Origin of the sequence: Algoriphagus yeomjeoni (assembly GCF_049821175.1) — a bacterium.
Classification (GTDB): Bacteria; Bacteroidota; Bacteroidia; order Cytophagales; family Cyclobacteriaceae; genus Algoriphagus; species Algoriphagus yeomjeoni_A.
Genome location: NZ_CP187512.1, coordinates 1,731,655 through 1,756,579, shown reverse-complemented (window position 1 = coordinate 1,756,579; position 24,925 = coordinate 1,731,655). Strand labels below are relative to the sequence as shown.

Here is a 24,925-nt window from a genome sequence, read left to right as displayed (position 1 = left end):
GAAAAAATATCTGTTTAAACCAATAAACTTCTATTAATCCATTCTCATTTGGATCAGCTGAATCTTATTTCTGCCAGAGTTTTTGAATGTTTTGTATCGCAAAGGCAGCATAGCAAGTCCTGTTCCTAATAAGATTCCAGAAGTAAGACCCACTCCTTTATTGATGGAGAATTTTTGTTCGTGGTAGATGCTATTGATGGATTCTGCTCCTAATAGGATGATTCCAGCTCCTAGAGTTAGCATGTTTAAAGCTCTTAATGTGTTATTTCGGCGGTCTTTATCTCGTATATCCAGTTCAGTGATCGACTCAGGTGATAGGATGTTTTCAGAGAGATAAATGAAGTTTTGATCGATACTTTGAATCACGTCAGTGACGAAGTAATCTATTTTTTTGCTCTTATAAGTAATCGTTTCTCCAGGATAATATCGGATCTGGGATTTTTGTTTTGTGCCTCTTTTGAGGAGAATGAAATCCGTTCCCTGCGCAAAAGTGGAAAGCGAGGCTGTAAAAATCATCAAAAGGACTAGTAGTCTTTTCATACTCCTAAATAAAAACAAATTTGAAAGTTTTCTTTCGTTGAAATGTTAAATCTTTCCAGAAAAGTCGATTTTCTTGGAATGGGAGCTTTGACTTCATTAAATGGCCGTGTTTTGAATTAATTCGACAGGCTCACCAACCGACATGTAAGTTTTAAAATAGATTGGTTCGACAAGCTCAGTAACAGTAGTTCGGCTAGGTTAGGAACCCTGCTTCCTAAAAGGCCAAGCATTCGTGGTTAGACTTCGCTCACCATCCTTTTTTTCAACTCTTAAATCCAAACCTAGTAGGCATTGATCCGTTAAACCTACTTCGCGATTGTTCAGGTCTGAAAAGAAATTTGATTCATCCGCTTTTAAAAACCATGATTTACTCAACAGCTATCCTTCTACCTTATTTTTTGACAGCTCAAGCTGCCAAGTTGGATAATTGTGCGTTTTACCAAAAGAGTAAAGCCTTTATTTCTTAGCCCTCAGTGATTTTTTGGATTACGTAAGCAGGGCAAAATTTCCGAAATGCTTATCCTGTTAACTCCACACTCAATTTGTTTGGTCCAATCACTTGTTTTTAAAAATCATGAAACCAATACTTGCAAAATCCGACTATAATACGATTAAAGAATTAATCCTAAATACTCCTCATCATCTTATCACAAAGGAGATTTCACTGCTGGCAAAGGAAATTGAGCTAGCTAAGAAAGTTCCTGATTCCAGACTGGAACCTCAAGTCATCCGACTCAATTCTCACTTTGAAGTGCAGGATGTAGCATCCGGAAAACTTTTAAATTTTCAATTGACGCTTCCAAAGTTTGGAAACTTAGAGGAAAAAAGGCTTTCCATACTTTCACCTTTGGGAGTGGCGTTAATAGGCTTCCAAGAAGGAATGGAGATTGAATGGGCATTGCCAAGAGGACTAAAGAAACTTAAGATTCTCAGGGTGCAAAATCCTGTTCATACTGATTGAAAAAAGGCTGTCTAATTAAATAGACAGCCTTTTTTGCTAGCTTTTGAACCAATGATTAAATAGAAATTATCCAATCATGTGGGTCGGTCACTTGGCCATACTTGATTCCATCCAATTCTGCAAGAACTCTATGCGAGAAAGCATCATCTGCTTTGTTTGGAAGAATGTAATCTTTTCCATTTACATTGATGCGTTGAACATGTGCAATTGTAGCTGCAGTACCTGTGCCGAAAGCCTCCTCTAAAGTTCCATTTTGAAGCGCAGTTTCTAATTCTGAAACTGTCAGGAATCGTTCTTCCAAGGGTTCTTTCCAATCCTTAGCCAATTGAATGACAGAATCTCTGGTGATCCCTTTCAAAATCGTTCCTGTGTTGGTGGGAGCTGTGATTAAAGTGCCATTTATTTTGAACATGACATTCATAGTACCGCTTTCCTCGATCTTGCTATGTGATTTACCATCGGTCCAAAGCAGTTGGTCATATCCGGCTTTTTGAGCTTGACCAGCAGGATAAAGTGAAGCTGCATAATTACCGGCAGTTTTTGCGGCGCCAGTTCCTCCTTCCGTAGCCCGGGTAAAAGTGGTCTCCACTTTTACACTTACTGGCTTGCTGTAGTAGTTGCCAACCGGACAAGTGAGGATGATAAACTTATAGGTATCGGATGGTTTTACACCAATATAATCATCCGTAGCAAACATAAATGGTCTAACATAAAGTGAAGCGCCCTTTGCTGTGGGGACCCAGTCTCTATCCAAATCGATCAGTTGAGTAAGACCCTCCATGAATATCTCTTCAGGTAGCTCAGGCATACACATGCGTTCTGCGGATTCATTCAGTCTTTTCCAGTTGGCGTCTGCACGAAAGACTAAGATCTCGTCATTTTCATTTCTGTAAGCTTTCATGCCTTCAAAAATTGACTGGCCGTAGTGAAGCGTTGCATTAGCGGGATTCAGGCTAAGTGGTGCATAAGGCTCAATTCTCAGATCCGTCCATTCACCATTTTTGTAATCTGCCACAAACATGTGGTCGCTAAGCGTACGTCCAAATACTAAATTTGAAAAATCTGTTTCCGCTAACCTAGAGTTCTGAACTTTAGTTATCGGTAGGGCAAGTTGTGTCTTCATTGGTTTTACCGTTATCTGGTTTTGCCAGGTATCTAATGATTAATTTCTTGGTTTCCAGGTTACTTCATCCACCTCAAGTTCATGAGCCATCATTCGACCAAGTACGAAAAGAAAGTCAGAGAGTCGATTTAAGTACTGAATTACTAATTCAGAAACAGGTTCTATGCTGTTTAGTTCAACTGCAAGTCGCTCGGCACGTCTGCAAACCGTGCGGGCAAGATGACAAAATGAAACTGATTGATGTCCACCAGGGAGGATAAAAGCTGTGAGCGGAGGGAGCAATTCTTGCATTTGATCCATTTCCTGCTCGAGAACTTCTATGTCTTCCGGGTGTAAATCAGGTTTTTTTACCTTGTCTTTACCTGGTACAGTTGCCAAATCTGCTCCTAGAGTAAATAAGCGATCCTGAATTTCCTTTAAGAAATCAGTTCTTTTTTCATTTACAGCTTGATCTCTGAGTAAACCGATGTAGGAGTTGAGTTCATCTACAGTGCCATAGGCATCAATTCTCATGTTAGATTTCGGGACACGTGCCCCACCCAACAATGATGTAGTTCCTTGATCGCCTGTTTTGGTATAAATTTTCATCTCTTTGCCCCTGATTCTATAAGGACAAAATTAAGAATCTATTTGAAATTATAAGGTGTGACTAGGCTTGCATTGCAATACCACGCGTAGGATTTGGATTTATTGTGTCCGTTTCTACCAATCCATCTCGTAATCTTACAATTCTATGCGCATAATGCGCTATGTCGTCTTCGTGAGTTACCATGATAATTGTGTTGCCTTTTGAATGCAACTCATGAAAAAGCTCCATGATATCGTAAGAAGTCTTTGAATCCAAGTTACCAGTAGGCTCATCGGCAAGGATAATACTTGGTGAATTAACTAATGCTCTTGCTATGGCAACACGTTGTCTTTGACCACCAGAAAGCTCATTTGGTCTGTGCTTAGTTCGGTCACCAAGTCCAACATTTGTAAGTGCTTGGAATGCAATCTCTTCCCGGTCAGACTTGCTCATTCCTGCATAAACTAGAGGAAGAGCAACATTTTCAAGACAGCTTGCTCTGGGTAGTAGGTTGAAAGTTTGAAAAACGAAACCGATTTCCTTATTTCTTATTTCTGCCAATTCATTCTCGGTCATGTCAGAAACGTCCTTGTCATTCAAAATATAAGTACCTGCAGTAGGAGTATCCAAACAGCCAATAATATTCATCAGTGTGGATTTACCCGAACCAGAAGGTCCCATGAAGGCAACATATTCTCCTTTATTTACTGAAATGGAGACAGATTTAAGAGCTTGAATAATTTCAGCTCCCATCTTATATGTTTTGTTTATTTCGTGGGTTTCTATTATTTTCTTCATGGCTAATGGTTTTGCTAAAGGTACTAGTTTGGCTTTGGAAATGAATTTCCGCTTAAATAAAAAACGTTAATAGGAATCAATAGTTCAAGGATTGGAGGCGTCGAAGTTCTTCTTCGCTTACCCATTGTTTCAAAAATTCTAAGGATTCATCTGCATAATTATCAAGTCCGCTTTCCCTCGCTGCCTTCACTTTTCTCAGCCAAAGGATTGGATCTTGGTTGAATTCAGTGGCAGCATTCAAGACTTCATATTGATAAAGAGGGTCGTTATTGAGTTGTAATGCGCTTATAATCAATGGGCTAAGGTATGGGTTAGCAGTCAACTCCTTTCCTGAATTGATCCAAGAAATAAATGCGTACACTGACTTCTCATTGGTTAGGTCAGGGTTATTGACAAAGGTTTTGAGTTCTTCTTGAGGGCCAATTTTACTTGAGATAAATTTCTCCAATTCTTTCAAATCATCTCTTTCAAGTCCATGCGCTTTGTATGCAATCAAGCGAATAGCCATGTCCGTTTTCAAAGCACTTTCATCAAGTGTTCGCCATTGTGACAAGAGGTTTTCCGGTGGCGACTGATGAAATCGGCTGATGATTAGTAAATAATCTGGAATGTTAGGACCTTCATCATTTAGGTAACTAGGCAATAAAACATTGTATTTCTCGCGAATTTCAACAGCTTTTTCGGGCATTCCCGCAAGTCCAAAAATACTCCAATGATGAGAATCAAATGCCTGAAAACCTCTTTCTACAGCAGCAATAAACTCATTGGCAGCTTTTTGAAAATCGAGGTTTTGAGCTAAAATTCCTCCTGAGAGTTGAAGGTAATAAGCGGCGTCCTTTGGGTTTCGAAAAGCTAAACCATTTAAATTTTTTACAGCTTCAGTTACTCTTCCCGCTGCCAAGTTCCTGATTACAGCTGTTTCCTGAAGTGACATTAGGTAAGCAATCATTTCAGGTTGTTGCCCCAAGCTATCCAGCAAAGTGAGGTCTGAACTTGGGTCATTTCTATTTTTTTCCGACATCACATTCCTCCATCCTGCATTGATTAGCATTGGAGAAGTCTCAGATAAAACTCCCTCTTTAACGGATTTTAGTAATTCTTCCGAAGGAATATTGGCAAGAGCATTGGATGCTGCTAGCTCATTAATCAAATAAATGAGCTCAGAATTTTGATCTACGCTGATTTCGGGCTTGCCAAGTTTGGTTTTTAAAGCCGAAAGATTTGACATCAATACTTGATCAGTACTTCCAGAATTACTCAGCAAATCCAGTGCTTCCGTTGTTTTATTGACCTTAGTATAGAGCAAACTAAGGTTGTTGACCAAGTGTGGTTCATTAGGGAAAATAGTGAGCCCTTTCTCTAGGTAATAAATAGCTTCAAATTCTTTGTTTTCCTGATGGAGTCTGTCGCTCAGGAGCAGGATATTATCTACCTGAGGAACCTCTGTGAAGCTTTCTTCCAAATGCTCTTTTGCCAATGTTGGTTGCTTGAGATCCAGTAGCAATTGGGCGGTAAGGAATTTTGCTTTAGGGTTTTTGCGATAGCGAATCCAAGCATTTTCATAAAGAATACTTGCTTCCAGCTTTTTGTCCACTTGGTAATAATAATCTCCTAGAATATTACTTGACATGGCATTAGCCTGTACGCCTACTATCCCCCCAGTATAAGTAGTGAGGACTAAAATCACTATCAATCCGCCTATCCTAATGTGGTAATAAACAAGGGAATAAGGCTTGTAAAGGATTTTTTCTACCGCCTTTCCAGAGTTCATGACAGACATAAAGTTTGCCATCAGGTAGATGAAAAAGAAGAGGCTGAAACCAAGTTGAGTGTAGACAAAAAGGTGTTTGTAAAGCTCTTCACCTGGCTGATTTGCAGAAAATTTCAATTTCCATACTAGCCAAAGGGCAAGTCCAAAGCCGATTAAATGCAAAGCTTTTATTACCGAAGGTGTAGAAATTAAATCCTCACTTTGGCTTACTTTTTCACCTATTGAAATCCATCCGAAAAACCCTAGAGGTATAAGAAGGAAAAGAGGAGAGAAGGCAGGGAAAGGCAGTCCTATTTCTCCCTGTAAAGCTAAAAGCAAGAAGAATAGTATGCCTAAATAAATTAAAGTAATGAGGCTGATTTGAACAGTGATGTTCAGGTTGAGGTTACGGTTTACTCTTGCGAGCAAAATGTAAATCCCGGATAGTATGCCATGCCCATTCCAAAAGACCCAGGCTAGTGCAAGACCAAACCCGATTGTCAAACTGTGCTCAGCAACATAGATTTCAGGATTGGAGACGGGACTTTGAGTAATGAGTAGTACAAGTGCTGAGAAAGTCCCTGCAAAAACTGCAATCCACTTGATTACCAGATGTTTTTTTTGCCCCCAGATGTGAAAGTAGATTAATGGAATAAGCGTTCCCGCCAAAAGAATAATGAGCGGATAGTTCGCATTTTGCCCACCGATATTTAGTCCATTGAAATCACTGAAAGTAAGCAGAACAATCCAAATAATGCCTCCAATGATGAAATAGGCCTTTTTAAATTCAGATACTAATGTCAAAACAGATACTACTGCGAGCCAGACTATTCCTGCATAAATGTAGGATTCAGTCCTATGTAATTCAGGGGCTAACGCTTTGAACTCCTGGAAAACAATGTAATTATCAACTTTAATAGGGTAAGAAATAGGACCTATTTGGACCCAGTCAAAAGGAATAGCAACAGTATCCAGAAAAGCTCCAGCCTTGATGTTGACATAAGGCTGAGGATCGAAAATCAGGTAATACAGCGCAAAAAGCCCTCCTGATATGATAAATAGGAGGGCTAGGATTTTATAGATGGTTGAGGTATTCAATGTGGTTGTCAAGTAGGTTACTCCATTACTTTAGGTACTCGGAAGTAGTCGGAATCTCTTTTTGGTGCATTTTTCAGGCCAGCTTCATGCTCCAGCTGATGACCTATTTTATCTTCGCGCATGTCATTCACTTCTGAGGACATGGTAGTCAATGGCTCTACGTTTTCAGTATCAATTTCATTCAACTGCTCAACCCAGTCGAGAATTTGACTCATATCCCGAGACATTTTCTCCGCGCTGCTTTCGTCAAATTCCAATCGCGCAAGGTGAGCGATTTTCTTAATTGAGTTGGTATCTATTTTCATGTGTTTATAATTTGATTTTTTAAGGTCATCCCGATAGCTATCGGGAGAAATCTCGCATGTTAATTTTTTTCTCTCTCACAGAGAGATTATTGTCATGCTCGATTTCATGGTTTTGAGTTATCTACATTGAGTTGACTTTGAATCACATGAAAGCAATTTTCTTTCAACGCTTTTTCAGATTCAAAATTGCCAGGAAATAAAGGCTCGTGAAGGACCATTTTGGCAGATCTCCAGTGCACCAGCAATTTCCCGTCATCGGGTAAAATTAGATGATTATAGGATAAAGTGACAGGGATAATCGGGATTTGTTTCTCTATGGCCATCCGGAATGCCCCGTTTTTGAATGCAATCATCTCTGGAGGATTCTTGGTGAAAATCCCTCCTTCGGGAAAAATGATCACGGAGCTGCCTGATTCTAGAGCCTGATCTGTGCGTTTCATCGTTTCTGCACGGCTTTTTAGTCGCTCTCTATCAACAGCGATATGGAGGTTTTTGAAATAGTATCCGAAAAGAGGTGCTTTGCGAATGGAGGCTTTTCCTACGAAAAGAACATCACCGGGAATAAAGCCCATCATTGCGATATCCAAGTAGCTGAAATGATTAGCGAGATAAATGTATGCTTTGTCCTTTTGGATCTTGTCGCTTTTCTGAATCTTCACAGGGAGGAAAATGCAAATGAAATATGCCCTTGCCCAGTAGCGATTGATTTTTCGGCCATATTTTTTCCAACCTGGAATCCAGATACAAACCAGAATGAATGGAAAGATCAGCAGAAAACTCAGTGCAAAGATTAACCCTGCGTATATAGAATACAGCCTTGCGAATAGATTACGCATGATTGATCATGTGATTTGCTGCTTTCACAAAGTAACTCAACATGGCTTCTTTGATGTTCTGATCCACTTGAATTTGGTCTAAGGCAGTTATCATCGCATTCATCCAATGATCACGCATGCTTGCATCGATTTTCCAGTTGGCATGGCGCATTCTCAATCGGGGATGGCCCCGCTGTTCAGAATAGGTCTCAGGTCCGCCAAACACCTGAAGTAAAAAAAGAAATAAGCGATCTTCTGCAGGTGCCAAATCCTCTGGATAAAGTCTCTTCAAATCCTCGTTTTTGGAAACTTCCTGATAGAAAAATTGAGTAAGCAAACGGATTTGCTTTTCACCAATCAGGTCATAAATCGTCTGAGAAGTATTCATGGCGCAAACTTACCAATTTCTCTTAAGCCTCCCATTTTTTTACCTTCAGCGAAGTGCCTTCAGTGGAAATCACAATCACTTTCGCTCCTTGATCTATAAATTCACCTCGGGAATAAGCGTCATAAACATCTCCGTCTATTTCGATTCTTCCGCTTGGTCGCAGTCTGGAGTGAACTGTCCCAGTCTTGCCATTTAAAGTTTCTGAGTAAGAGGAAGAAGTGTAGCCCTCGCTTCTTTGCTGGGTGGATGCCAAAGTGATGGTTTTGAATGCTCCCCACTCATTGACTTTGGGAGTAAGCCAAAATACCAAGCCAACTGAAACTATAGCTGCTAAAATCACCGTAAGCAAGGCTCCAAACAGATCCGCAGCTGGGACAAAATCAAAATTGAAATTCTGGTTTGGAATCATGCCTAGAACGAGTCCTGTTAATATCCCGATGATGCCCAGTACTCCAAAAATCCCAAATCCAGGAATCACAAATAGCTCCACAGCCAATAAGATCACGCCAATAAAAAAGACTAAGATTTCCCAGTTTTCAGCAAGGCCATTGAGATAATAAGGGATAAAATAGAGAAATACTGCCACCACAGAAGCCAAGATTGGGAAACCAACTCCAGGAGTCTGCAATTCAAAATAGAGACCACCAATAATGATAAGGATTAGAAATCCGCTGACAGCTGGATTTAGGAAAAAAGCTATTATCTGCTCAGAAAGCCCCGTTTCATAAGTTATTATTTCAGCCTCACCGAGATTTTGAGAAGCTAGAATGTCTTCGATAGAATCGTATTGTCCTTCGCAAAAACCATATTTTTCAGCTTCAGAAACGGAGAAAGTAATCACGGATCCTTCTTCCGAGATTCCTTCGATTTCAATTTTTTCATCTACCATGGCTTCAGCGATTTTAGGATCACGGCCTTTTGCTTCAGCAGTACTTCGCATCATAGAGCGCATGTAGGATTGATATTTGTCGGGAGCCGCAGCTCCATCTGCTCCGTTTACCACGGTGGCAGCTCCTATACTTGCCCCGGGTGCCATATAGATACTATCAGTGGCGATGGAAATCAGTGCTCCGGCTGATGCCGCATCCTTATTGATGAATACATAAATAGGAATAGTAGAATTCAGAACCATAGTCCTGATTTCATCGGCATCATTTACGGCGCCTCCATAGGTGTCCATTTCAATAATAATCAAGTCCGCATCAATTTCTTCTGCATTTTCCAATGCCAATTTCACACGTCGAGTCATGGCAGGATCAATGTCCGTATCGATTTTGAAAGTGAAAACTTTCTTATCAACCCCAGTATCGCTTTGGGCCAGAACGAGTTGGGAGGAAATAATAAGGAATAGGATTAGTGCGCTGAAATAGATTTTCATTGTTGGTGTGCATTTTCGAATGATAAAAGATACGAAATACGCGTAAAAACTGATTTTTTTCTTTTCATCGCTTGGATTTGTTTCCGTATTTTCTGAAAGTAAATTCTGATTCTCGTGCTATTCTCCGACCTTTGCGACGAATACATGGTCAAGACTGCCTTTTACTCTTTATAGGTTAATAATTTCTATTTAAATGTCATCCAATTAACACGAGAGGAATCGCACTTGTTTTATGACCAATCGTCGGTGTCACTTGTGTCATTCTCGATTTCTAGCATAATTCTTGCGCCAATCGACTTTGGAAATTAATCTTGTATTTCTAATTCGTTTACCCCCAATTCAGTATATCCCTATGAATAATAGATCACAGTTTTTCTGGTCCTTTCTTCTTCTATTCTCACTTTCTGCTTCATTATCAAAGGCTTCCGAGCTTAATGCCATTGATTCGATTGGAGTTCAGCGTATAGGAGATCAGTCATTTATTTTACATGAAGTAGATCCAAAAGAGACGTTATTCGGGATTTCACGTAGGTATAACTCTCCTGTGAGTGATATAGTGAACGCTAACCCAGTGTTGAAGCAAGGGTTAAAAATCGGTCAGACGATCAAAGTTCCTTTTGTATCCATGGCCGAGATTCCTGCAGGTTCTGTTTTGCATAATGTAGTTCCTGGTGAGACGCTTTTCTCCATTTCTAAAAAATATGGAGTAACAGTGGAAAGCGTAATGAAAGATAATGGGCTGAAAGGTAATGACCTCAGTGTTGGTCAGTCGTTAATCATAGAACCTGCTGTACCAGTCGCAGTGGAGAAGGAGCCAGCACCCGTAGTGGCGGTTGCCACTTCAACTGAAGTAGTGAAAACTGAGCCAAAGCCAAAAGAAAAGTCAGTTAAAAAGGAGGAGGAAACTCCTAAAGTAAAAGAGAAAACACAACCAACTCCAAAACCGGAGGTAGTTGCGGAAACTAGTAAACCTATGGTTCCTGGAGAATGGAGATCGCACACTGTACAAAGCGGAGAAACACTTTTCTCTATCGCAAGTCAATATTCAGCTAGAGTAGAAGATCTGATTACCTGGAATGCGTTGACATCTAATAATCTTCAGCAAGGTCAAGTGCTCAAAGTGGGTCGTGGAGCGATGGAAGAATCTACGGTTCCAGTGATTGGAACTCCAAGAGTTGTTTCCAGTGCAGAGGAAATGATGGTAGAGCCAGCAGATGAAAACACTTCTGGTGGATTTAAAAACATCAAGGAAACAGGTCAGGCTGAGCTAATCGAAGGAACTGGAGGACATAAGAAGTACTTGGTTCTGCATAGAACAGCTCCAGTGGGTACGATCATGCGTGTGAAAAATGAGGAAAATGACGTGACTATTTTTGCTAGGGTAGTAGGAACGCTTCCGGAAACAGGCGATAATGCCAAATTGGTGATCAAACTTTCCCAGGCTGCTTTTGATCAGTTGAAAGCAGTGAATGGAAGATTCCCGGTTGAGGTGATGTATTAGGAAGCTGGAAGACGGGAGACCGAAGATGCCTCAAATCTAATGTCTAGCCAATTCTATTTACTCTTAGTTTTTTTTGGAAAGGATGTTCCATTATAAGTTATAAAAGAAGACCGTCATGATGGCGGTCTTTTTTCGTTTTGAACCTATGTCTTCGGGCAGAGGTTTTAAGATTGAATTTTGGTTTCCGAAAAGCCACTGCTAATTTTGCGCTTGCGCTATGAATAAAGTCCAACTCGTATTCCACCATATTTTCCGGTTTATCTGGAATCTTATTTTTATTATTTCCTACCCGATCTTGGCGAGTTTTGGCTTGTTGTTTATTGGTGTGACTTACGTCTTCTCTTTACTCTCGAGATTCCTGAACAGACTACGGCCTGAAGGGAAAAAGGTGGTTTTGAAAGAATCAGAATGGGAAGATTTGCCATATTCTGGAGAATTGTTAGAAGCCAAATTGATCAAGCAAATCGTATTTGGACCCTCTGGATTTAAGTTTAGAAGGAAAGATGGGGTTCCGTCTGTTCTTTCAGATTATGTTTTTGGGAAAAAGGTTCGGGTACTTGAGGAAGGATTTATTCTTGAGAAATGGAATAGCACAGAGTCTAAGGATTTACCTGATTTTGATATTTGTCTATATGATCCGGATGAGGATTCCTTGCGGTTGCTCACTACCATTAAATGCTTTGATTGGCATGTGTCTGAGAAAGTTGAGAATGAGCTTTCCTTCAAATGGTTTGATGGTACACAGGGTGGTGAAGTGAAAGTTGCCCTTTGATGCTGGATTTAAAGGGGTTTTTAGACGAAAAAGTTGAGCAATACAACAGGCCGGGGTTTATTGTGCTTGACCCTATTTCTATTCCCCATCGCTTTTCGAATAAACAAGACATAGAAATCTCAGGATTCTTTGCTGCGATTTTGGCTTGGGGACAGCGAAAAACGATTATCAATAAGTGCATAGAATTGTTTGAGATGATGGACAATTCACCTCATGACTTTTTGCTGAATCATCAGGAAGATGACTTGAAGCCATTTCTGAATTTCAAGCATAGAACCTTCAATGATGTCGACACGCTTTATTTCATCCACTTTTTAAGTTGGTTTTACAAACGACATGAGTCACTTGAAGAAGCTTTTCTTCTTGGTCAAACTGGAGATGTCGATTCAATGGAATCTATTTTGACGAAATTTCAAAAGTTTTTCTTTTCTCTACCTGATTCGCCTCATCGCACAAGAAAGCATATTGCCACACCTACTAGAAAGGCTGCCTGCAAGCGTATTAATATGTATCTGCGCTGGATGGTGCGGGACGATGAAAAGGGAGTTGATTTTGGACTTTGGAAAAGAATCTCACCAGCTCAGTTGATCTGTCCATGCGACCTGCATGTGGATAGAGTAGGAAGGAAGCTCGGCATGATTACCCGAAAGCAAACAGATTGGTTGACAGCTTTGGAGTTAACAGCGAAACTTCGGGAGTTTGACGCTGCTGACCCTGTTAAATATGACTTTGCGCTTTTTGGGCTAGGGGTGGAGGAGAAGTTTTGAGTAGGGAATAATAGCTTGCCTATATTAATGAGCATTAAAAACTTTCCAATGTTTTTATAAAGTGTTTTTGGTTCTTTTTATTCTTTTTAAACCTATCCATTCATGTTCTATGTCCTTCATCAATAAAGCATTATCAAACTTTACTGACCCTTTAGGAAAGATACTCTGATCTTCAAAAAAGCTTGAATGAACTTTATCTACCTCTAATAGCGATAAATTCCAATTGTGTGCTTTTAACTCTAGTCCTTCGAATGTGTTTTTATCTGGAGAATATCCTACAGAGCCATTTTTGAAAAAATCGGATACAGATTCTAAACTATTGAAAATACTTTTCTTATTCCATTCGGGGGTTTCTTTTGCTACAATTGACAAAGATGTTTTATCATCACTATGGAATGCAACTTTATATTTTCCTTCAGCTTCTTCTACTGAGAACTCAGCTAGATGATGTACTCCTGGGAAAATAGTACCACCGGCCATTGCATTTAATTTCGATGATGTATCTCTTCTAGGTATATAAACACCTTCTTTTAACTCTCCATTTTCAATCCATTCAACGGCAATTCTATGCGCGCCATTTTCAGAAGATAATCCAATTTGTTTGGGAAGCCCAAACGGTCTAATTTCTTTAAGCCTAATTAAGCAAATACCCGCAATCCCTTTTCCATTAATCAGTTTAGGTTTGAATGGATCAGGTAAATAGCTTTCCAAAACTTCGTTATCAACCTGAAAGTTGATAAGGATGCGCCTGTCTATTATACCTTTTATGTTGGGTATTATCATTCTAACAATTGACTTTGCTAATGAAACTTCTTTATCTCAGGTGCATCCGCAATAGTAGAGAACTCTCGAGCAATTCGCTCAGCATAATCATCTAAAAGCTGCATCACCCGATCCTGATTTTTTGACTTTACAATTAATCCAGCATGATAGTCCAAAGGAACTCTAAAATAAACCTCCGGATCGTCAAAACTGCTCAAATCTGGATGCTGGAATTTGGATAGGGTAAGCAAAATCCCAGCGTAGTTTTTAGACACTTTTGGAAGCTGGTATTTATATCCTTTAGCCAAGGCATCTTCAATTTTCGCCCATTCAGCCCAGAGATTGATATCAGTCGCGGCTTCTACCATTTCAGCCAAATGCGCTCCACCTACACGGGATGAAGTTTCCAGGAAGTAGATTTCCCCATCTTCATGGCACTTGATGAATTCTGTATGAGTAGCTCCAGACTTCATTCCAAATGCCTTCATGACCGCTGTATTTGCTTTTTTGATTGCCTTTTCATCAGTTGAGCCAAACTTGAGATTTGCCGAACGGAAAATCCCTCCTCCTTGGGAGATTTCCATTGGAGTGGACAAATACTTGGATACAGAGCAGAAAAGATTTTTGCCATCCAGCATCAATCCATCAGCATGATATACGTCCCCGGGTTTGAATTGCTCCACTAGGTAATAGAGTCTATTATCTCCTAATTGATGAATGTTTTCCCAAAGAGATTCCTTGTCGTGAACCTTGATGATGCCATGAGCGGATGCTTCAGATCTTGGTTTTAGTACCCATGGAGCAGGGATATGATCCGCAAACTGATTGATATCATCGTCATTGAAAAGTGGCGCAAATGCCGGGACTTTTATATCTGAGTCATGTGCTTTGATCCGCATGGCAAGTTTGTCGCGAAAGAAACGGCCTGTAGTCTGACCCATTCCTGGGATTCTTAGACTTTCTCGGAGAAAAGTTGCCTTTTCTACATCGTAATCATCAAGGGCGACGATGCTTTCGATTTTATGATTTTTCATCAAACCTCCCACACCTTTCATCAGTAGTTCTAGGTCCCAATCCAAATCCTGACCAGGCATATAGAAAATCTCATCTATGTATTCGAATGCCCAAGGCTTGTCTTTCAGCTTTTCTGAAGTGATCAAAAATACCCGATTGCCTTGCTTCTTGAGTTCTGTCAGGAATGCATTCCCTTTGAAAAAGTTGGAAATGCATAGAAAAGTCTTGCCTTGATCACCCATAATTACAATTGATTTTCGATGAATTTAAGTAATAATTGGACTCCAAAAGCAGTTCCTGACTTGGTTTTTGCAAATTCACTGTCCCCGAATGCCACGCCAGCAATATCTAGATGTGCCCAGTTCGGATGCTCGTGGATAAAAGCTTCTAAAAATTTAGCCGCTGTGATTGCTCCAGCGATAGGTTTCCCGTGATAGTTTTTGATGTCTGCTATCTCTGAGTCCATTTCGGATCTATAGCTTTCCCACATGGGAAGAGGCCATACTTTCTCACCAGACTGCATTCCTGCCTTTCGAAGTAAATCTGAAATTGTATCTGAATTGGAAAAAAGAGCGCCACATTCGTAGCCGAAAGTTCCCACGCTACTTCCTGTCAAAGTTGCGAAATCAATTAGCTGATCTACCTGATAATTTTTCACCAAATAAGACAAGCCATCGGCCAAGATCAAGCGACCTTCCGCATCCGTATCGATCACTTCTATGCTCAATCCAGCGTGAGAACCGATGACTTCTGAAGGTAGATAGGCATCTTTATCGACTGAGTTTTCTACCGCTGGAACGATGGCCGTGAGGTTAATTGGTAGCTTGAGTGAAGCGATAAGCTGCGTAGCTGCCAAAACTGCGGCAGCTCCTCCCATGTCAGATTTCATATAAACCATCCCTTGGGTTTTGATATTCAAGCCTCCAGTGTCGAACGTAACTCCCTTGCCAACCAATCCCAAATGGGATTTTGCATTAGGGCTTCTGTACTCCATAATGATGAATTTTGGAGCTTTTGCGCTACCACGGGCTACTGCCAAAAACGCATCCAAACCTTCTTCTTTTGCCTTTTCCTGATCAAAAATGGTAGTTTTAAAACCATATTCTGCTCCTGATTTTTTGGCCCAATCTGCCAAATAGGCAGGTGTGATTACATTCGGAGGCAAGTCAACTAATTTGAACCCTTCGATTTTGGCTGCCGCAATTTTGGCTGCTCGATCAAGTGTTTTCTCTAATCCCGACTCTTGGGAAATCACTGAGACTTCTAGCTCTGCGAAATCTTTTTGATCTTCTTTCTTTTGCTTGAAAAAACCAATGTTATAAGCTCCAAGTTGAAAACCAACCAATGCACTTTCAATTAATTCGGTTGAGAATTCGGCAGAAAAATCGATGGAAACGGATTTTTCTACCAGATCTTTATTTTTGGAAAGAACTCTTCGAAATGACTTTTCAATGCTTGAGACATCTGTTTTTTCTCCCAAGCCTATCAATAAAACTAACCTACCACCGATTTCTAATTGATAGGAAGAATCCTTTTTCCCAGAGAAAATCGAGGGATTTACTGACTTACCCCCTAGTTTTTCCTTGAGTAGTTCTGACCAGTTAGAACCCACCACAGGGATGATTAAAAGTCCTGAATTATTCCTAGAGTTTGACTGAATATTGAATTTCATAAGGTGGCGCTTTCGCTTTTAATCTTCTTTAGTGCTGAAAAAGAGCCATTCTATGGCTTTTGGGAACTCATCACTCCAATAAGTCTCGTTGTGTTTTCCGTCTTCATTGATGCTAAGATGGACTTTCATTTTGCCTTTTAAGCTTTCCCGTTTGAGTAAGCGTTTTCGGAATTTGGTAACATGCTTGACCATGGTTTCACTTTCATCTCCACCTGCATAGAGGTATAGTCTGGTTTCCTGAGGTTCAAAGAAGTCAATAAAGCCCAGCTTGATTTTTGGGATAACCCAGAGGGAAGGAGAAAAAACCATCAACTTGCCAAATACTTCTGGATAGATCAGGCCTGAAAATATACTGACCAAACCGCCCATGGAGCTTCCTCCAATTCCGGTGAATTCCCGCTCAGGTTTGGTTCTGTAGGTTTTATCTACAAATGGCTTTAAAGTATCTGTTATAAACCGAATGTATTTCTTCCCGCTTCCGATTCCCAGCACCGTTTTGCCAACGTTATATTCCTGTAGTCGCTCAGATTCCCCATGCTCCACAGCGATGATGATGATCTTGCCAATGTTATAATCGGACATCACAGCCAGCTTTTTATCTATCTGCCAGTTTCCAAATTCAGCATTTTCATTGAAAAGGTTTTGGGCATCATGAAGGTAAAGCACAGGGTATTGTTCCTCGCTGTTATTGTAATCATGCGGTAAAAGTGCCCAAACTTTACGGGTTTTGTTGAGCTGAGGGATTTCGAATTCTTCCGAGATTAAACGTATTATTGGAAGTTGGCTTGGACGATAGGGGAGCCAGTTTTTACGCCATTTGGCTACTTTTTCGGTCTTGGTTACTTTATCGTTTTTCCAGTGTCGATTTGGCGTACGATTTCCGTAGCGATCTATTTCTACTTCGGACCAGTCGCCTTTGGTAAATTTATAGATTAACTCTTTCTCGAATTCTGGCCCATCAGGAAATGTGAACTCATACTTTCCTTTGGAGATTTTCTTCATCAAAAAACGACGATCCTGTGTAGTCCAATTATTGAAATTACCTGAGATGTAGACAGGTCTGTCATCATCATCAGAAGTACTCAGGAATATGGTTTTAGTCTTTTTGACGGTATTTGTGGAATCTAATAGTAGTGATTCAGAATTCATTCAGTGGGTGATTATGGGCATAACCCAGCCTGCAAAAATAACTGTTGCAGGCATACCAATGAAATAAACTTCAGATCTTAAATCATTTCATTCGGGCGAAAGCGGATTTCGTCCGGGTAGGGGAAAGCATGAATTAATTCACCGCCTGTGATTCTTTGCTGGATTTCCTGCCAATACAAAGGGTCGAAAAGATCCTTATGGTAGGTTAGAAAGTGTTCCTTCAGATCTTTTCTGCCAATCATCCATCTTTTGAAATCCTCTGGGAATACATCGTTTTTGGCAATGGAATACCAAGGTTCCGAAGCATAAATTTGCTCATAAGTTTCGGCTTTTGGCTTGACTCGGAAATTCATATCGGTCAGAAACTCGATCTCATCGTAATCGTAAAAGATCACCCTCTTTTGACGCGTCAGCCCAAAATTCTTGGTCATCATATCGCCGGGAAAAATATTTGCCTGTGCCAACTGTAGGATAGATCTCCCATAGTCTTCTACTGCTTTCATCCCTTCTTCTGTGTTGCAATGCTCCAGGAACAGATTTAAAGGCTCCATTCTTCTCTCTGTGTATAAGTGTTTGATAATTAAATGTGTATCTGTGATTTTTAAAAGTGAGTTTGTGGTTTTTCGGAGCTCAATCATCAATTCCTTGCTGATTCTTCCGATCGGGATTTTGAAGTATTCAAATTCATGCGTATCAGCCATTCTACCCACGCGGTCATGGAGGGAAACCAACTTATATTTACCCTTCACCTCTTGTCTAGTCATAGTTTTCGGTGGTTCAAAGTGATCCTTTATCATTTTGAAAACTATATTGAGAGAGGGTAAAGTGAATACCGTCATCACCATTCCTTTGATTCCTGCAGCTATTTCAAACTGATCTTCGCTGGCATCTATGTGATGAAGGAAGTCCCGGTAAAATAAAGTCTTACCATGTTTATTGAATCCAATGGCATTGTAGAGTTCATGGATTTTTTTGTGTGGTATGACAGAGTTGAGAAAGCTGACTACCTGAGAGGGGATTTCTGCTTCTACCATAAAGTAGGAACGAGTAAAGCTAAACATGCTACTCATCAAGTTGGGATCAAAAATCAAGGTATCCACAAATACTCCTTTTTTTCCGTGTACAACCGGGATAATAAAAGGCATCCATTTATGCCCAAGAAAGGTCCTACCTATAAGATAAGCTGCTTTATTCCTGTAAAAAACCGATCTCAAAATTTGAGTTTTGGTATCTGGACCTACTCGGTATCTTGTTAAAATGACATTCTTTACACTGCTAATTAAAAATTTGATATCCTGCTCTTTATCCATAAAGGGAGCTCCGAAATCATAATCATCCAATATTTGGCGGATATTTTTCTCCAAACCTAAGAAGGAAGGATAGGTTCTCAGAAGTTCTTCAGACTCTCTTACTTCGCAGGAGTCATACCCTTCCATGACAAACATCAAATCTTCGTCGATGGTCATTTTCGGGAAGCTTTTTCTGATCACAGAATTAAAAAAAGTTTCTGCGATTTCCTTATCCAGTCGTTCTGTGATAAGTTTTTGATAAGTGGATTTTATTTCCATCCAGCTGCCAGCATTAGCTGCTAAATCTTCCAATAATTCAGTACAGTCATGAGCTAATGGGAAAAGTAGGTCTTTATATAGTCGAAGTCTTTGTTTGTTATTCAGATGGGTCGCATGCCAAGCTTTTTCACTGAAATATTGTGGTGCGAGTCGGGTGTAGGTATTGAATAATTCCATGTAGGTGATAAACCCAACATAAATTTTAGTAGCTACTTGCTGTGGCAGGTTTGAGTTCATAGATATGGACTGTTCAGACTGAGAGTAAAAGCAAAAAAATAATTAGAAAATTTTTATTGATCAGCTAAGATATAATTTCATTGATTTTTAAGGGTTTAGAATATAAAATCTTTCGGGAAATAAAATTTTGAAAATCTTTCGCAATCGATTGTTTGGTGGATATGAAAACATTTTCTAATTTTCGCAGGTATTCAAAAAACGAATATCTACAATAGGTTTAATAGGTTTGAGAGCAGGAAAAGGTTGGAACAATGTTCCAACCTTTTTTGATTTTTAGTCGTCCTGACTTAGCTTAACCTTCTGAATTAAATCTTCCATGAGGAGTCCGAAATTTATACTTACTTATTTTGCCTTTTTAAGCATTGCTTTTTTATCACTGATGGCTTGCGAGAGCAATGAAAAACAAGCCAATGAGGGTAATGAAAATAATACTGTTGCTGAGGAAGAAATAAGTCGCAACAGGGCGCTTATTGATGTAGCACTAGCTCAAAATAAAAGTTGGTATACTCACTGGAGTAGTGACCTAGGCGAATTTGACGCCTCTCAGTTTGAATTGATGATGACTGATTCTATAGATCCAATGGAAATGCCTGAGCGAAATCCAATGCTCAAAGGAGATCCACTTTTCCCGTATCAGATTCCTCATCCAACTGGCAATGGCACGATAGATATTTATAGCTACAAGGTTGAAGCTCAGGAAGCTGTGGGTGAGCCATTCCTCAATCCTGATTCAGAGGTAGTTTGGTACAGAGAAGATGGGATGAAAGAACGCTTACTTTTTATGGGGCCTTCCGGGATGTTTGAGGATGGTATGTGGCTAAATGCAGAGGAATTTTTAGTGTTTGGGTATTTTCAGGAAGAAGCAGGATACAGACCCATGGCATGGATCATCAATGTAGAAAGTCATGAGTTGCTGCAGTTTCAATTTGCCAAGGTTTCTAAGACTTATGAGTCACATTCTTACATCAATAAGAAAATCAAACAGATAGACTTAAGTTAAAAATGGACTTTAGGAGCGTTTTAGAATTGTTGGTAAATGGAATGAAACATCCTCTGCCGGGCAAAAAAGCGCAGCTTTCTATGTCTCCAAACCCTGTCGATTTGAGGAGGTTTGATCCAAAACTGCCTGATAATCATCGCAAGGGATCTGTTTTGATACTGCTTTATCCCAATGAGGATAAAGCTTTTTTTCCACTGATCAAAAGGCCTGTCTACCAGGGAGTTCATAGTGGACAGATTGCTTTTCCAGGAGGAAAAATGGAAGATGAAGATGCCGATGAAGTGGATACAGCGCTTCGCGAAGCTTGGGAAGAAGTCAATATTCTGCCGGAGCAAGTCAAGCTAATAGGCAGGATGAGTGATTTGTTTATTCCGACCAGTAATTTCTTGGTAAGCCCAATAATAGGATATGCTGAAGAGGTGCCTGATTTTGTTCCTGAGAAAAGGGAAGTGGATCGGATTATTCAAACGGCCGTCAGTGCACTTTATGAACCTGAAATCCGCAAACAAAAAATCTTAGAGTTTAGTAATAATTTCCAGTTGGATACACCTTATTTTGAAGTAGATCAGGAGATGGTTTGGGGTGCGACGGCGATGATTTTAAATGAGTTTCTGCAGATTCTAGAGAATGGAAAGAAGTAGAATTCTGGTCTTTTTACTCAAATGTTGGTATTGTTGCAGTCGATTATCCTTGATGAAATGGAAGAAAATACCCCTTTATTTACAAATGATGCTGTAGTTTTTGGATTGCTTATGGCAATTCTGGCATTGATTTTTGCTACCTCAGCTAGTAAAAGGCCTCTTTGGAGGAAGTTCTACAGTATAGTTCCCACAGTCTTACTTTGTTATTTTATTCCAGCGTTGGCTAATTCTTTTGGGCTGATTTCTGGTGAGAGCTCTGGCTTATATAAGGTCGCCAGTAGGTATTTGCTACCTGCATCTTTGGTTTTGTTTACGATTAGCATTGATATCAAGGGTATTTTGAAACTTGGACCAAAAGCGTTGACTATGTTTCTGGCTGGAACGCTAGGAATTATGCTTGGCGGGCCGCTAGCGTTGATGACCGTTGGCTTTCTTTTCCCTGAGTTATTGGGTGGCAGTGGTCCAGAAGAGGTTTGGAGGGGCTTATCTACTATTGCGGGTTCCTGGATTGGTGGCGGTGCAAATCAGACTGCTATGTTGGAGGTATTTGGTCCTAGTCCAGAACTGTTCAGTCAGATGATTGCCGTGGATGTCTTGGTAGCAAATCTTTGGATGGCTTTCTTGCTTTATTGGGCAGCAAAACCTGAAAAGATTGATAAGCTATTCAAAGCGGATAGTACTAAAATCTATGAGCTAAGGGATAAAATTGAAGAATTCAGAAAGGGAATAATGAGGATTCCGACGCTGTCTGATACCATGATTATTCTTGGTGTTGGCTTTGGAGTGACTGGATTGGCACATTTGATCGCAGACTTTGTCGCCCCATATATCGGAGAGAATTACCCAAGTCTGAAACAGTATTCCTTGGATTCAGCTTTCTTCTGGATTGTAGTAATTGCAACCACCGCCGGACTGTTGCTTTCCTTTACGAAGGCAAGGAAATTGGAGGGAGCGGGCGCATCACGCATGGGAAGTGTTCTGCTCTACGTGCTGGTAGCTACTATCGGTATGCAAATGGATTTGGGAGCAGTTTTAGACAATCCGCTTTTATTTATTGTAGGTATAGTTTGGATGATTTTCCATATTATCATTATGCTCATTGTAGCTTTTATTATCAAAGCCCCTTTCTTTTATGTAGCAGTAGGATCTCAGGCAAATGTGGGTGGCGCAGCTTCTGCGCCCATAGTAGCAGCGGCATTTGACGCTTCTCTTGCACCGGTTGGCGTGCTTTTAGCTGTTCTTGGGTATGCTGCCGGTACTTATGGTGCGTATTTATGTGGATTGATGATGCAGGCTATTTCAGGAGGGTAAAAATGAAACATTCCAGAAAATTAATATTTGTGTGTAATGGTTCCGATTGTAAAAAAGAGGGCGCCAAAAAACTTAACAAGGACCTCAAAAGTCTTACGGATGAAGCTCCTTTTAAAGGAAGTTGTAAATTCATCAAAACTAAATGTATGGATATGTGCAAAACAGCTCCCAATGTAATTGTAGGAGACTTTTTTTGTAAAAAAACCACTGCTGAAAAAGTACTGACTCAAATAAAAAAGTCCTGAATTCTCAGGACTAATTCTTTTACTTTTTTACAACTTTTACTGCCGTACCACTTGCTGTGACCATCAACATTCCATCACGAATAGTTTCATAGTCTAAGTCTATTCCAAGAATTGCATTGGCCCCAAAAGCTCTGGCTTGCATCTCCATTTCTGCCATGGCAGTCGCTTTAGCTTCTCTTAAAACGCGCTCATAGGCAGAAGATCTACCGCCTACGATGTCGGTAATACTTGCAAAAAAGTCCTTGAAAACGTTAGCTCCAATTATAGTTTCTCCTGAAACTATTCCCAGATATTGCTCCACACTGTGTCCGTCTAGTGAGTTGGTGGTAGTTACAATCATTGTTATTAGTTAGTGTTTTAGTTAAAATAAGTACACATTTGAACACGAATTTCAAGAACAAAAGGTTCTCTTTAGATTATAGGAAAAATGTTTTTCACACACATCCAAAGTCAGATCGTCAAATTAAGAAGATGATTTCTTAAGATAAATACATATATTTTGGATTCTGTTTTTAGTTATAGATTCGAGGAGCATTTATTTCAATTTTTGAAAAACCAAAATCCTGAGGTTGCTAAACCTATGAGACAATTCAATCAGTTTGATATTTCAGATGTTTTTAATGAGATAAATGACCCGTTGTTTGTCATAGAATCTGAGGAAATAATTTTCTTCAATAAATTCTTTAAGAAGCACTTTCAAGAAATACCTTTTGATTGGAGAAGTAGTATAACTGAAAAAGAATTAGTTGCATCTTTGGAGGAATTTTTTAAAACTGGTATAGTTCCTAAGAATACCTTTCTTAAAAAGGTAAGGCCTAAAGAGCTGAGTTCCATCAAATATGAGTGGTCATTTACAAATCTTCCATCTAGCTATTCTGAGAAATTTTTAATCGTAAGAGGTCATCCATTGAAGTTTCAGTCTAAGGCAGGAGAACTATTAGCTCGGACCAGAGAGGAGTTGCAACAGTCTGAGGAAAAGTATAGAACACTTGTTGAAGAATCCACAGAGATTATTTTCTCGCTTTCTGATACCCTTGAGTTCTATTATATCTCCCCAAATGTTAAGCAGTTTCTTGGATATGAGGCCGATGAGGTGATCGGTACTAGTTTTTTGCACTATTTAAATCCTGAAGATTTGGATGTTTTCCAATCTTATGGTGTGGAGATCAGTGATTTTTTAGATGAAAATCAATACTTGGAATTCCGAATCAAACATAAAAACGGGACGTTTAGGGTGTTTAGCTCAAATGGCAGGATGGTTGATGAGCACGAAGATAAGAAGCCATTTTATACAGGAATTGCCAGAGATATTACTGAATTAAAACAGGCGCAAAAGGAGTTGTTTCAAGCTAAAGAAAGAGCAGAAAAGGACTCTCTTGTAAAATCTCAGTTTCTATCGATGATGAGTCATGAGATCAGAACACCTATGAATGCGGTGATAGGATTGACTCATCTGCTTATGGAGGAAAACCCCAGAGAAGATCAATTGGAGAACTTAAAGACGCTTAAATTCTCGGCAGAGAATCTGATGAGCCTTATCAATGACTTACTGGATTTCAGTAAAATTGATGCTGGGAAAATTAATTTGGAGCAATCTCAATTCGATTTACGTGTTTTAGTCAATCGGATAGTTCATTCATACTCCTTTCAAGCCAAGGAAAAAGGGTTGAAAATCAGGACTGATATTGATGGTGAAATTCCAGAATTGTTAATTGGAGATTCCGTAAGAATAAGTCAGATTATTAATAATCTGCTTTCCAACGCGGTCAAATTTACAGATATCGGACAGGTGAGAACTGTTCTGCAGGTGGTTAAAGCTACCCGTGAATTCTGTGAAATTAAATTTAGTATTGAGGATACGGGAATTGGGATTCCAGAAGATAAGGTAGAGTCTATTTTTGAGGCTTTCACACAAGCTTCATCCGATACAACCCGTAAATTTGGCGGTACAGGACTCGGATTAGCTATTGTAAAAAGATTAGTTGAACTTCATGGCTCTGAAATAAATGTATCAACTACTCTGAATCAAGGGAGTACCTTTGAGTTTACATTGAAATTTAAAAGCGTGGAAATAAAAAGTAAGGATCAAACAGAACAACAGGATTATAAAGAAAAATCTTTAAAAAATGTGTCAATCCTAGTTGCTGAAGACAATCTGATCAATCAGATCCTGATTAAGAAATTTCTCAAAAATTGGCATATTGGCAAGCTTGTGATGGCCTCAGATGGACAAGAGGCCATTGAAGAGTTTCACAAAACGAATTTTGATATCATACTTTTAGATTTGCAGATGCCCATTCTTGGTGGGCTTTCAGTAGCAAAATTTATTCGGGAAGACCTGGATTCAGGTAAGAATCAAGTACCCATTTTGGTGCTTTCTGCGGCATCTCACCAAGAAATAAAATCAGAGATGCTGGAATTAAGTATAAATGATTTTATAGAAAAGCCCTTCACACCTGAAGTCTTATATGGAAAAATAACTGAACATCTTATTTCAAAAGATCTCAGTTGAAATCGGTTTAGCATTAATTTTGCCTACAAGCTGTGGGTTTTTACCAGCTT

Annotated in this window: 24 protein-coding genes; 9 read left to right on the top strand and 15 right to left on the bottom strand. The window is 39.7% G+C overall.

Going from position 1 to position 24,925, the window contains the following annotated elements:
- Positions 1 to 33: 33 nt before the first annotated feature.
- A complete protein-coding gene (locus tag ACPUEN_RS06970; RefSeq protein ID WP_111613074.1) occupies positions 34 to 540 on the bottom strand; it encodes a hypothetical protein in 507 nt (168 codons plus the stop codon).
- 574 nt (positions 541 to 1,114) lie between these two features.
- Between ACPUEN_RS06970 and ACPUEN_RS06965 the strand changes: the two genes are divergently transcribed.
- Positions 1,115 to 1,501, top strand: coding sequence for a GreA/GreB family elongation factor (locus ACPUEN_RS06965; protein ID WP_425639382.1), 387 nt, complete (start codon positions 1,115 to 1,117; stop codon positions 1,499 to 1,501).
- 55 nt (positions 1,502 to 1,556) lie between these two features.
- Here ACPUEN_RS06965 and ACPUEN_RS06960 read toward each other — a convergent pair whose 3' ends face one another.
- The 8 genes from ACPUEN_RS06960 to ACPUEN_RS06925 form a co-directional block, all read right to left on the bottom strand.
- A complete protein-coding gene (locus tag ACPUEN_RS06960) occupies positions 1,557 to 2,624 on the bottom strand; it encodes a branched-chain amino acid aminotransferase (RefSeq protein ID WP_425639381.1) in 1,068 nt (355 codons plus the stop codon).
- 39 nt (positions 2,625 to 2,663) lie between these two features.
- Positions 2,664 to 3,212 (bottom strand): cob(I)yrinic acid a,c-diamide adenosyltransferase, encoded by a 549-nt coding sequence (locus ACPUEN_RS06955; protein WP_425639380.1) that lies wholly within the window; start codon positions 3,210 to 3,212, stop codon positions 2,664 to 2,666.
- Between the two features lie 61 nt (positions 3,213 to 3,273).
- The gene (locus ACPUEN_RS06950) at positions 3,274 to 3,990 is read right to left on the bottom strand and encodes an ABC transporter ATP-binding protein (RefSeq protein ID WP_111613137.1); all 717 of its coding nucleotides are present in this window, start codon (positions 3,988 to 3,990) and stop codon (positions 3,274 to 3,276) included.
- 76 nt (positions 3,991 to 4,066) lie between these two features.
- The gene (locus ACPUEN_RS06945) at positions 4,067 to 6,838 is read right to left on the bottom strand and encodes a hypothetical protein (protein WP_425639379.1); all 2,772 of its coding nucleotides are present in this window, start codon (positions 6,836 to 6,838) and stop codon (positions 4,067 to 4,069) included.
- Positions 6,839 to 6,855: 17 nt separating this feature from the next.
- Positions 6,856 to 7,143, bottom strand: coding sequence for an Asp-tRNA(Asn)/Glu-tRNA(Gln) amidotransferase subunit GatC (gatC, locus tag ACPUEN_RS06940; RefSeq protein WP_425639378.1), 288 nt, complete (start codon positions 7,141 to 7,143; stop codon positions 6,856 to 6,858).
- A 104-nt stretch (positions 7,144 to 7,247) separates the two neighbouring features.
- Positions 7,248 to 7,979, bottom strand: coding sequence for a lysophospholipid acyltransferase family protein (locus tag ACPUEN_RS06935; protein ID WP_425639377.1), 732 nt, complete (start codon positions 7,977 to 7,979; stop codon positions 7,248 to 7,250).
- Positions 7,972 to 8,346: a cyanoglobin gene (locus tag ACPUEN_RS06930; protein WP_111613082.1), complete on the bottom strand. Its 375-nt coding sequence runs from the start codon at positions 8,344 to 8,346 to the stop codon at positions 7,972 to 7,974. Before ACPUEN_RS06930 ends, ACPUEN_RS06935 begins: the two co-directional genes overlap by 8 nt.
- Positions 8,347 to 8,368: 22 nt before the next feature.
- Positions 8,369 to 9,724 (bottom strand): NfeD family protein, encoded by a 1,356-nt coding sequence (locus tag ACPUEN_RS06925; RefSeq protein WP_425639376.1) that lies wholly within the window; start codon positions 9,722 to 9,724, stop codon positions 8,369 to 8,371.
- 352 nt (positions 9,725 to 10,076) lie between these two features.
- On the opposite strand from ACPUEN_RS06925, the gene ACPUEN_RS06920 reads away from it, so the two are divergent.
- The 3 genes from ACPUEN_RS06920 (at position 10,077) to ACPUEN_RS06910 (ending at position 12,764) form a co-directional block, all read left to right on the top strand.
- Complete coding sequence (locus tag ACPUEN_RS06920; RefSeq protein ID WP_425639375.1) at positions 10,077 to 11,225, top strand: LysM peptidoglycan-binding domain-containing protein; 1,149 nt, start codon at positions 10,077 to 10,079, stop codon at positions 11,223 to 11,225.
- A 217-nt stretch (positions 11,226 to 11,442) separates the two neighbouring features.
- Positions 11,443 to 11,997 (top strand): hypothetical protein, encoded by a 555-nt coding sequence (locus tag ACPUEN_RS06915; RefSeq protein ID WP_425639374.1) that lies wholly within the window; start codon positions 11,443 to 11,445, stop codon positions 11,995 to 11,997.
- The gene (locus ACPUEN_RS06910) at positions 11,997 to 12,764 is read left to right on the top strand and encodes a TIGR02757 family protein (protein WP_425639373.1); all 768 of its coding nucleotides are present in this window, start codon (positions 11,997 to 11,999) and stop codon (positions 12,762 to 12,764) included. The genes ACPUEN_RS06915 and ACPUEN_RS06910 overlap by 1 nt, the downstream gene beginning before the upstream one ends.
- 54 nt (positions 12,765 to 12,818) lie before the next feature.
- On the opposite strand, the gene ACPUEN_RS06905 is transcribed toward ACPUEN_RS06910, so the two are convergent.
- From ACPUEN_RS06905 to aceK, 5 genes are all read right to left on the bottom strand, one after another.
- Positions 12,819 to 13,547, bottom strand: a complete 729-nt coding sequence (locus ACPUEN_RS06905; RefSeq protein ID WP_425639372.1) for a DUF2071 domain-containing protein — start codon at positions 13,545 to 13,547, stop codon at positions 12,819 to 12,821.
- A gap of 17 nt (positions 13,548 to 13,564) precedes the next feature.
- Complete coding sequence (locus ACPUEN_RS06900; protein WP_425639371.1) at positions 13,565 to 14,782, bottom strand: ATP-grasp domain-containing protein; 1,218 nt, start codon at positions 14,780 to 14,782, stop codon at positions 13,565 to 13,567.
- Positions 14,783 to 14,784: 2 nt separating this feature from the next.
- Positions 14,785 to 16,212 carry a leucyl aminopeptidase family protein gene (locus ACPUEN_RS06895; RefSeq protein ID WP_425639370.1) on the bottom strand — a complete coding sequence of 476 codons (1,428 nt, stop codon included), beginning with the start codon at positions 16,210 to 16,212 and terminating at the stop codon, positions 14,785 to 14,787.
- An 18-nt stretch (positions 16,213 to 16,230) separates the two neighbouring features.
- Positions 16,231 to 17,361 (bottom strand): alpha/beta hydrolase, encoded by a 1,131-nt coding sequence (locus tag ACPUEN_RS06890; RefSeq protein WP_425639369.1) that lies wholly within the window; start codon positions 17,359 to 17,361, stop codon positions 16,231 to 16,233.
- 77 nt (positions 17,362 to 17,438) lie between these two features.
- The gene (gene aceK, locus ACPUEN_RS06885; RefSeq protein ID WP_425639368.1) at positions 17,439 to 19,166 is read right to left on the bottom strand and encodes a bifunctional isocitrate dehydrogenase kinase/phosphatase; all 1,728 of its coding nucleotides are present in this window, start codon (positions 19,164 to 19,166) and stop codon (positions 17,439 to 17,441) included.
- 316 nt (positions 19,167 to 19,482) lie between these two features.
- Here aceK and ACPUEN_RS06880 point away from each other — a divergent pair, with 316 nt between their 5' ends.
- Genes ACPUEN_RS06880 through ACPUEN_RS06865 form a run of 4 tightly spaced genes read left to right on the top strand, consistent with a single transcriptional unit; the run spans position 19,483 to position 22,363 of the window.
- Positions 19,483 to 20,166, top strand: a complete 684-nt coding sequence (locus tag ACPUEN_RS06880) for a hypothetical protein (RefSeq protein WP_425639367.1) — start codon at positions 19,483 to 19,485, stop codon at positions 20,164 to 20,166.
- Between the two features lie 41 nt (positions 20,167 to 20,207).
- The gene (locus ACPUEN_RS06875) at positions 20,208 to 20,807 is read left to right on the top strand and encodes an NUDIX hydrolase (RefSeq protein WP_425639366.1); all 600 of its coding nucleotides are present in this window, start codon (positions 20,208 to 20,210) and stop codon (positions 20,805 to 20,807) included.
- Positions 20,808 to 20,864: 57 nt separating this feature from the next.
- Positions 20,865 to 22,118: a DUF819 domain-containing protein gene (locus tag ACPUEN_RS06870; RefSeq protein ID WP_425639365.1), complete on the top strand. Its 1,254-nt coding sequence runs from the start codon at positions 20,865 to 20,867 to the stop codon at positions 22,116 to 22,118.
- Positions 22,082 to 22,363 (top strand): (2Fe-2S) ferredoxin domain-containing protein, encoded by a 282-nt coding sequence (locus ACPUEN_RS06865; protein ID WP_425639364.1) that lies wholly within the window; start codon positions 22,082 to 22,084, stop codon positions 22,361 to 22,363. Before ACPUEN_RS06870 ends, ACPUEN_RS06865 begins: the two co-directional genes overlap by 37 nt.
- A 19-nt stretch (positions 22,364 to 22,382) precedes the next feature.
- Here the strand turns inward: ACPUEN_RS06865 and ACPUEN_RS06860 are convergent, their stop codons facing one another.
- Positions 22,383 to 22,703 (bottom strand): YbjQ family protein, encoded by a 321-nt coding sequence (locus ACPUEN_RS06860; protein WP_111613095.1) that lies wholly within the window; start codon positions 22,701 to 22,703, stop codon positions 22,383 to 22,385.
- Positions 22,704 to 22,943: 240 nt separating this feature from the next.
- Here ACPUEN_RS06860 and ACPUEN_RS06855 point away from each other — a divergent pair, with 240 nt between their 5' ends.
- Complete coding sequence (locus tag ACPUEN_RS06855) at positions 22,944 to 24,875, top strand: ATP-binding protein (RefSeq protein ID WP_425639363.1); 1,932 nt, start codon at positions 22,944 to 22,946, stop codon at positions 24,873 to 24,875.
- The last annotated feature ends 50 nt before the right edge of the window (positions 24,876 to 24,925 follow it).